Raw genomic sequence first — 8,721 nt, forward strand, 5'->3', positions numbered from 1 at the left:
GAACAGCCAGTTGAAGATCTTCACCCCCGTCGGGACGGCGATGATCATCGTGGCAACACCGAAGAAGGCGTTGACGTTCGGGCCTGCGCCCATGGTGAAGAAGTGGTGAGCCCAGACGATGAAGGACAGAACGCCGATCGCAAGCGTGGCGTAAACCATCACGCGGTAGCCAAACAGGGGCTTGCGCGAGAATGTCTGGGTAATTTCCGAGAACACACCGAAGGCCGGCAGAACCAGAATGTAAACTTCCGGGTGACCCCACGTCCAGATGAGCGAGAGATACAGCTGAACGCTGCCGCCGCCGTCATTGGTGAAGAAGTGCATACCCAGATAACGGTCAAGCGCGAGCTCGGCCAGGGTAACCGTCAGAACCGGGAAGACTGCCATGATCAGAACGACCGTGACGAAAGCCGTCCAGGTAAAAACGGGGAGCTGCATCCAGCCCATGCCCGGAGCGCGCATCTTCACGATGGTGACGAAGAAGTTCACGCCAGTCAGCAACGTACCGACACCGGCGAGCTGCACGGCCCAGATGTAGTAATCCACTCCGACGCCAGGGCTGAACTGCTGCTCGGACAGCGGCGGATAGACCAGCCAGCCGCACTGAGCGAATTCACCGATGAAGAGCGAGACGTTGATCAGAACAGCGCTGATCGTGGTCATCCAGAAGCTCAGCGAGTTCAGGAACGGGAACGCCACGTCGCGTGCGCCGATCTGCAGCGGCACGATGACATTGAGCAGACCCGTCATGAACGCCATGGCCATGAAGAAGATCATGATGGTGCCATGGGCGGAGAAGATCTGGTCGTAATGGTGCGGGGGCAGATAGCCCGGGTTGCCATTATAGGCCAGAGCGAGCTGGCTGCGCATCATGATGGCGTCGGCAAAGCCGCGGAACAGCATGACGAGGGCCAGTACGATGTACATGATGCCCAGACGCTTGTGGTCGACCGAGGTCAGCCATTCACGCCACAGATAGCCCCATTTGCCGAAATAGGTGATGGCACCCAAGACGGCGAGCGCGACGATAACAACACCTGAGAACGTGCCGACGAGAATGGGCACATCCAGCGGTATCGCCGAAAGTGTTAACTTACCTAGCATGTGTCCCTATTCCTTCATCTGCATGTCGGACATGGCGGACTGCATGTGCATGACCTGACCCGTCGACTTGTCGATGACCATACCGTTGTTATACTTGGCCACGATGCTGTCGAAGAGGTTCGGCTGAACATGCGCGAAATACTTGACCGGTGCTGCTTCCTGCGGAGCGGCAACCTGCGGATAGTCGGCTGAGTCGAGCGAGTCAGACGCGCCCTTCACCTTTTCCACCCACTGGTTGAAATCCTCATCCGTCATAGCAAGCGTGCGGAACTTCATGTCAGAGAAGCCGCGACCCGTGTAGTGCGCTGCTTCACCCAGGTAATCGCCCGGCGCACTGGCCAGAAGATGGAGCTGCGTCTGCATGCCAGCCATGGCGTACACCTGCGAGCCCAGACGCGGGATGAAGAACGACGTCATGACCGAGTCAGAGGTGATGCGGAAGTTGATCGGCGTATTGACCGGCACTGCAAGCTGGTTGACCGTTGCAACACCCTGGTCGGGGTAGATGAACAGCCATTTCCAGTCGAGTGCGACAACTTCGACATTCAGAGGCTTGCGCCCTGCCGCCTCAGCCGAATGCAGCGGGCGATAGGGGTCGAGCGTATAGCTCGTGATGATCGCGATGGCGCCGAGGATGACGATCACAACAGCCGGGATTCCCCAGACGAAGAATTCGATCTTCGTCGAGTGATCCCAGTTCGGCAGATACTCGGCCGATGTGTTGCTCTCGCGATACTTCCAGGCGAAGTACAGTGTCATGATGATGACGGGGATGACGATGCAGAGCATCACACCCAGTTCGATCAGGATGACGTTACGGTTCTGAAGCCCGACCGGGCCACGCGGATCGAGGAGATCGAGCGTACAACCGGAGAGGAAAAACGCCGGCGCCAGCGGCAGAAGCCGCCGCAACTTCGGCAAGAGTCTATTGTTCATTGTCTGCCCCGCTCGTTGAACCGACCGTCAAGCTTTTTGGCTGCGCTACGCTGCCGCTGAACCCGACCACGGCTTGGTCGAACATGGCGACAACACCTTCAGGGGATGTCATCCATCTCTCCTATTCCAGTGAACGATACGTATCGCGCCGCAACGTGACATCATCATACGACCGGGATCGTATGAAGACGTAACGTTACGTCTGCCGGTGGCTCTGAACGCTCCGACCACGACACGTCTCATCCTTGCCTCGCCTTGCTTCGGAAAGGCGATCGACCGGTTGATCAACCGCCTGCCTGCACGCTGGGCATCAGCGCCCAGCTCTGTTCTGTTGTTTCCGCCCGATTGGTCTGCAAAGCAAGCACTGATCAAGACTTTTCATGGGGCTGTTCACAATTTGAACACAAGTGTTCATCATTAGAATCAGTGCTTTAGCGTACATTATCGCTTTTCTGCCGCAATTCATTGCGGATTTTTTAGATTCAGTTCAGACAGAAATAACAAGTTATCCAGACCGAAATAGTCTGAATAAACAAAAAGGGGCGTGCCTGTGACACACCCCCTCAAATAAACGATTGATCTAGATCAGTAGTCAGCTGTTGTTATTATTACGAACGCCCATGAATTGGAGCAAAAAGGTGAAGAGGTTGATAAAGTTCAGATAAAGCGAAAGCGCATCGTAAACACTGCGCTTGCCCATTTCCTCCGGCCCCACATAGGACAGGTAGTATTGATAGGTTGCGCGGATACGCTGCGTGTCAAACGCTGTCAGCACCGTGAACAGCACCACACCGATCAGACTCACCATGAATGACATGGCGGGGCTGTGGAGGAACATGTTGACCAGACTGGCTATAACCAGACCAATAAGCCCCATGAACAGGAACGAGCCAAGCGAACTGAGGTCACGGCGGGTCGTGTAGCCCCACAGAGACATCGCCGCAAACGTTGCTGCTGTGACGAAGAACGTACTCGCCACGGATGTATGGGTATAGACAATCAGAATATTCGACAGGCTGGCGCCCATCACGGCGCAGAAAGCCCAGAACAGACCCTGCGCAGCCTGACGCGACAGACGGTTCACACCGAATGACATGACCATGACGAAGGCCAGCGGGGCGAAGATCGTGAGCATTCCCAGCCCCGTCGGGCGGGTCAGGATGCCACCCGGAGTCAGAACCTGCTGGAAGAAGAGGTCACGCAACGAGGTTTCGGCTACGGCATATGCCACGAAACCGGTCACCACCAGCCCCGCTGTCATCCAGTTATAAACGCTGAGCATATAGGCGCGCAAACCGGCATCGACCGTATCGACCCTGGCGGCTCCGGTGTTACCCGAGGTATTACCAGATCGAGAATTTGGAACGAAAGCCATGACACCCTTTCCTGAGATTTGGCCGGACTGGCCTTTTGTTTCTTCAATGTGGCGCTTTTAGCATAGTGGTCAAGTCGGCCGCGAGGAACGACATTCTAAGATACATTCACCGCGCTTGCCGAAACCGCTGCGATGCGGTGCGTTATAGGCTGTGACGTTACGACAGAACGGATCTCATACGCTATTGAATTGACTCCCCCCCCTCATTCCACGCCCCACGCCGCATCCTGTATGTCGGCTTTGCTCCTGCCCTCTCTGATCCGGTCCCTGCGGGGATATCCTTCCGCCAAAGGGCCACTCTTGGCTCATCCCGCCTGACAGGAAGTGTTCATGCGTCTGTTCACTGCTCTTGACCTTGCCAGCGAGCACAAGCGTCTTCTGTCGTCCCTGCGCCGTCCCATCGCCGGTGTGACATGGCACCCACCGGAGACCTATCACCTCACCCTGCGCTTCATCGGCGATATCCGCTCTCGGCCGATGATGGAGGAGCTTGACCATACGCTGGCCGCCATCACCACCACGCCCGTCCAGATCGAACCGAGTGGCGTGGGTATTGCAACACAGGGCACCCGGTCGCGCCTTTGGGCAGGCGTGGCGCCCTCCAGCAGCCTGATGACCCTGCAGGGCAAGATCAATACCGCCCTGAGGCGGTGCGGTCTTGCTCTCGAGAAGAAGCGGTTTATGCCTCATATCACCCTGGGCGTTTTTGACGGCGATCCGGGAGCAGAGGTCATCCGCTGGATCCAGGGTAATAATCTGATGCGCGGCAAGCCCGTCATGACGGAGCACTTTGTGCTGTTCCGTTCCCACAGGGGGGGCGATACGCCTCATTACGAAACCTGCGCCGAGTACGCACTGACACCCAGCGCCTTGCCGCCACTCGAAGCGTGGTCTTTCTGAGTTGCCAACCCCGAAACCTCAGGAGAGCCTCGCAGATCTGGTAACGCGCGTAAGAGCGTGCCGTATCTGTGAAGCCTCGTTGCCCCTAGGCCCCAAACCGCTCATCCATGTCTCGCCAACGTCGCGTGTCCTCATCGCGAGCCAGGCGCCCGGCACCATTGCCCATGAGAGCGGCAAATCGTTCTACGATCCCTCGGGGCGACGTCTGCGAGAATGGATGGCTCTCTCCGAAGAGAATTTTTACGACACGGCCAAAGTCGCCATTCTGCCCATGGGGCTGTGCTATCCCGGTCGCCTGCCGAATGGCGGTGACAAGCCACCCCGTCCGGAATGCGCGCCTGCATGGCGCGACCAGGTTCTTGGGCATCTGAAGGAGCTGCGGCTGATCCTGCTGGTGGGGTCCTATAGCCAACATTACACGCTGGGGCGTGGATCTGTAACGGATCGCGTGCGTCACTTTCGGGATTATCTGCCCCGTTACTTTCCGCTGCCACATCCGTCATGGCGAACGGGTGTGTGGGAAAAGCGAGCGCCCTGGTTCCGCGAGGAGGTCATCCCTGCCCTGCGCCATGAGATACGCAACGCCTTGGTCTGAAAGCCCTTCCCGTTTGCCCAACCCGGTTCAGCCCAGCAGATTGAGCTGGCGCATATGCTTGAGCGTCGAAACAACGAACCCCTCCAGCCCCGCGAACAGGATCTGGATACCGATACAAAGCAGAATGAGGGCAGCAAGACGGCTCACGATGCGCGCCCCGGTGCGACCAAGTGAACTGACGATGCGCTCGGCATAGGTGTAGAAAATAACCACGGTCAGGGAGACGGCAAGTACGGCAAGAGACAAGCCGATGATATAGCTGGCGGCCGAGGCTCCAAGGGTACGACCCGAACTCAGGGCAATGGCCACGGCAATACTGCCAGGCCCCACGGTAAACGGCATCGCAAGCGGAAAGAACGCCCTGTCCCCAAGGTCATTATCCGCGTTGGCAGTATCATGGTCGAAAACCTGCCGCTCCTTGCGCGCCTCGCTCTCCTCTGGTGCCAGCAAAAGCGCCCATGCACGCGAGGCGACAACGAGGCCACCAGACACGCGCAGGGCATCAATGGTGATCCGAAAGAAACTGAGGATCCATCCACCCAGCCACACCGACACCATCAGAATGATGAAGGAATAGAACCCGACGGTCCGGGCCAGACGGACCACCTGTGCTCGTGGGCGACCAAGGGTCGTTTGCGCAAAGATAAGCGAGGCGCCCAGAGGGTTGACGATCGAGAACAGGGCCGAATAAGCCATCAGCCAGATGGCCGTTACGTCGCTGAGCCTGACCTGTTGCGTCAACACATGGGGCAGGTGCATCACCCGGCCCGATCGGCACGGGCCTTGACCGACAGGAAACGTCTTGTGTGCAGAAGACGTTTGAGCCGCCTGTGCTCACTGCCCAGCACCGCCTTGACCGCCTGCAGATCCTGCGCGAGGCAGCACAGCGCCCCGGTTTCACCCGGACCGTTTGGGCAGACCGTCATGCCGATGTCATGATAGACCCCAAGGAGCGCCTGTCCCACCTTGATGAACACGGGATGACGCCCCTCTTCAAGGGCGAGATCGCGTAGACGCCAGATCGCGGCAATGCACTCGGTTTCCGCGCCGGCAGGATCTCCAACACCAATGATGAACTGACCCGTGCGCAGAAACGGGATTCCGGCACGGCCGTTGTCATTAAGGATCAGTCCGCTCGGGCGACGAGGGCCGAGCTCCTCGAGGGCGTGAGCCAGGTTACGGTAGAGCGTCTCGCTCTCCTTGTCCCAGGGACGCACCAGAACGTGGCTTCGACGCAGCATCTGGATGACGGCCACAATGCCGAGCAGAGCCGAAATGCCGAGCGCCCAGCGAACGACCGAGGTATGCGCATCATAGATCAGCGACCGCCACCAGGCATGGCCGAGATGATGGCGCAGGGCAAACAGCCCCACGCTGCCGAGGCTGATGATCCAGAGCGTGACCGGCGCCATAAGTGTCGGGCTGAGGGGTTCGGCAAAGAGCCGCGCTTTTCGATAATAGCACGACCGAAACGGGGCGATTAGGAACATCACCATCATCAGGCAAAGCGGAATCGCCAGAGGCCCCTGCCGCAGGATGACAAGTGGAATGGCAACACCCAATAGCGTAAGCGCCGCCCGCCATGCCGCAGTCACGCGCTGCGCCAACCCTGCGGCAACCCCGACAAGCATTACCCCGGTCAGGCACAAAAGGAATTCTGCCAGCTGCAGCCTGAGATGGGTGAAAGGCGTGCCAAGGAGAGGCGCAGGAACGGCCACGGCGTAGAACACAAGCAATATGCCAGTCCCGGCCACCACACCTGTCGCGACCGTCACCGAAAAATCGGCCTCGGACTCACGCACCACCTGACTTGGCCGCCGTGCAAAAGCACCTGCCGCTGCTCCTCCGCGGCGCCGCGCCCAAGCCGCATCACCACGCAGAAAGAGCTCATGAACGGCAAACATGCCCCCGGCCAGAAAGAGCGGAATAATGTAATAAAACAAGCGGAAGGTCAGAATAACGCCAAGGATCTGCGGGGTGGGCAGATAGGGCCCGAGCGCCAGAAGCATTGCGCCGTCGAACACGCCCAGCCCACCCGGCACGCTCGCGACCAGACCGGCAGTGTAGGAGGCAATGTAGATGGCGAGAAATGCCGGAAAGCCGATTGCCGCTTCGGGAGGCAACAGGACGTAGGCAATCATCGCTGTCATCGCCATGTCGGCGGCGCTGACAATGACCTGCGCCACAGCCACACGGAAACCCGGCACGTCGAGCGTGTAACGCCAGATACGCATCTGGCGATATCGCAATGACACGCCGAGATAGGCGAGCACGCAGAGCCAGGCCGCTGCACCACCCAGTTGCAAGACCAGATGGGGCAGATGAGCCACAAGCGGGATATGGCCGGGCTCGAACAGGAACACGCCGCCTATGAGCGCCATCGCACCAAGCAGATAGGTGGTGGAACAAAAGGCAATGATCTGGGCGATACCGCCGGGCGACACCCCCCAGTTTCGATAGAGCCGAAAGCGCACGGCAGCGCCGGAAATGGCCGAGCAGCCTAGATTATGTGACAGCACATAAGAGCAGAACGCCGCAAAGGCGGTCCGCAGGAACGATTGTCTCGATCCGATATGGTAGCAGGCCAAACGGTCGTAGAATGACAGGATGAAGTAGGACAGGAAGGTGCAGCCCACCCCAGCCAGCAATGCCTGTGCCGGTATGGCCTGAAGAGCACCCCTAATCTGGGCAAGAGAGAGCGATTTAAGCTCTTTCTGGATAACGTAGATCGCCGCCACCAGAAGAATGAGCCCCAGCAGCGCTGGAAGACGACAGGCCACGCGTCGCCAGGGGCTCGCAGGTTTGGCCTCACCTTCCTCACAGCACGGTGTTGTCTGTTCCTGAACGGTCATAAACCCTCAATCAAGGCTGCTGATCGTCTCTTCACCTGTCAATTATTGGCATCAGCCACGGCAACATCGCGGGCAAGGGCATTTTCGATCAGCGCCACCGTTTCCGGCAGGCCGAAAAGCGAAGCGAAGATGCCAAAGCGCGGTCCCTCGGTCTGCCCGAGCAAAACCTCGTAGAGACACCCGAACCACGCCCTTAGCGGCTGGATCTGATGTTTCTTGCCAATTTCAAAGACGATATCCTGAACCTGAACAGGAGATAGTCCGGGGTCTGCCAGTTTCAAGGCGTCTGCCAGATCCTGCAGGGCAACGCGCTCCAGATCGGTCGGGGCACGGAACGTTTTGGCCGGGCGGACGAACTCCTTGAAATACACCAGAGCGTGGCCGACCAGACGATCGACATAGGGGTGCGTCTCCGGCGAGAGGCTCGGGTCGTAACGGCGCAGGAATTTCCAGAGGGTATCGCTGGTCTCGGCATTGGCGACCGAGGCCAGATTCAGCAGGGCCGTGAACGAGACCGGGCTGGAAAGCCCCTTGTCGAGCGTGCCGCCATGAATGAACCAGGCCGGGTTGGCGCGCAGCGTGGTCTCGTCTTCCGTCTCGACAGCCTTGTCCAGATTGGCCAGATACTCGTCCATGGCCCGCGGGATGACATCGAAAAACAGGCGCTTGGCGCGTGTTGGCTGATTGAACATGTACTGCGCGAGACTCTCGGGCGGCGCGTAATGCAGCCACTCCTCGATCGACAGACCATTCCCCTTGGACTTGCTGATCTTCTGGGCGTTCTGGTCCAGAAACAGCTCATAGGTCAGGCCCGCGGGCGGGGCCTTGCCAAGGATACGACAGATCTTGCTGGACAGCTTGACGCTATCGATCAGGTCCTTGCCCGACATTTCGTAATCCACGCCAAGTGCATACCAGCGCATGGCCCAGTCGGCCTTCCACTGCATCTTGGCATGACC

General features: G+C 58.8%; 7 protein-coding genes and 1 pseudogene. 2 read left to right on the plus strand and 6 right to left on the minus strand.

The annotated features are described in order from the left end of the window. The 3 genes from P792_RS38625 to P792_RS26890 all read right to left on the minus strand — a co-directional run. The coding region (locus P792_RS38625; RefSeq protein ID WP_023978419.1) for a cbb3-type cytochrome c oxidase subunit I at positions 1 to 1,104 on the minus strand (1,104 nt) is incomplete at its 3' end. Between the two features lie 6 nt (positions 1,105 to 1,110). Further along, the gene (gene cyoA, locus P792_RS26875; protein ID WP_023978420.1) at positions 1,111 to 2,040 is read right to left on the minus strand and encodes a ubiquinol oxidase subunit II; all 930 of its coding nucleotides are present in this window, start codon (positions 2,038 to 2,040) and stop codon (positions 1,111 to 1,113) included. Between the two features lie 592 nt (positions 2,041 to 2,632). Continuing rightward, complete coding sequence (locus P792_RS26890) at positions 2,633 to 3,415, minus strand: Bax inhibitor-1/YccA family protein (RefSeq protein ID WP_023978423.1); 783 nt, start codon at positions 3,413 to 3,415, stop codon at positions 2,633 to 2,635. 330 nt (positions 3,416 to 3,745) lie between these two features. Here P792_RS26890 and thpR point away from each other — a divergent pair, with 330 nt between their 5' ends. Together thpR and P792_RS26900 are read left to right on the plus strand one after the other, a co-directional pair. Beyond that, on the plus strand, positions 3,746 to 4,315 hold the full coding sequence (gene thpR / locus P792_RS26895) for an RNA 2',3'-cyclic phosphodiesterase (RefSeq protein ID WP_023978424.1): 570 nt from the start codon (positions 3,746 to 3,748) through the stop codon (positions 4,313 to 4,315). Between the two features lie 79 nt (positions 4,316 to 4,394). Continuing rightward, the gene (locus P792_RS26900; RefSeq protein WP_369794219.1) at positions 4,395 to 4,910 is read left to right on the plus strand and encodes a uracil-DNA glycosylase family protein; all 516 of its coding nucleotides are present in this window, start codon (positions 4,395 to 4,397) and stop codon (positions 4,908 to 4,910) included. A gap of 27 nt (positions 4,911 to 4,937) precedes the next feature. Here the strand turns inward: P792_RS26900 and P792_RS26905 are convergent, their stop codons facing one another. From P792_RS26905 to lysK, 3 genes and pseudogenes are all read right to left on the minus strand, one after another. Then, positions 4,938 to 5,669, minus strand: a complete 732-nt coding sequence (locus tag P792_RS26905; protein ID WP_051395853.1) for a MarC family protein — start codon at positions 5,667 to 5,669, stop codon at positions 4,938 to 4,940. Continuing rightward, complete coding sequence (locus tag P792_RS26910; RefSeq protein WP_023978427.1) at positions 5,669 to 7,762, minus strand: lysylphosphatidylglycerol synthase domain-containing protein; 2,094 nt, start codon at positions 7,760 to 7,762, stop codon at positions 5,669 to 5,671. The genes P792_RS26905 and P792_RS26910 overlap by 1 nt, the downstream gene beginning before the upstream one ends. Before the next feature lie 38 nt (positions 7,763 to 7,800). Then, positions 7,801 to 8,721 (minus strand): annotated as a pseudogene (gene lysK, locus P792_RS38630) (lysine--tRNA ligase); the annotation flags it as partial.

This window comes from Asaia sp. SF2.1 (assembly GCF_000505765.1).
Taxonomy (GTDB): domain Bacteria; phylum Pseudomonadota; class Alphaproteobacteria; order Acetobacterales; family Acetobacteraceae; genus Asaia; species Asaia bogorensis.

Bases quoted from the DNA above. Each gene is read 5' to 3' on its own strand.
- P792_RS26905 (WP_051395853.1), bottom strand. From the start codon at position 5,669: ATGCACCTGCCCCATGTGTTGACGCAACAGGTCAGGCTCAGCGACGTA.
- thpR (WP_023978424.1), top strand. From the start codon at position 3,746: ATGCGTCTGTTCACTGCTCTTGACCTTGCCAGCGAGCACAAGCGTCTT.
- cyoA (WP_023978420.1), bottom strand. From the start codon at position 2,040: ATGAACAATAGACTCTTGCCGAAGTTGCGGCGGCTTCTGCCGCTGGCG.
- P792_RS26910 (WP_023978427.1), bottom strand. From the start codon at position 7,762: ATGACCGTTCAGGAACAGACAACACCGTGCTGTGAGGAAGGTGAGGCC.
- P792_RS26890 (WP_023978423.1), bottom strand. From the start codon at position 3,415: ATGGCTTTCGTTCCAAATTCTCGATCTGGTAATACCTCGGGTAACACC.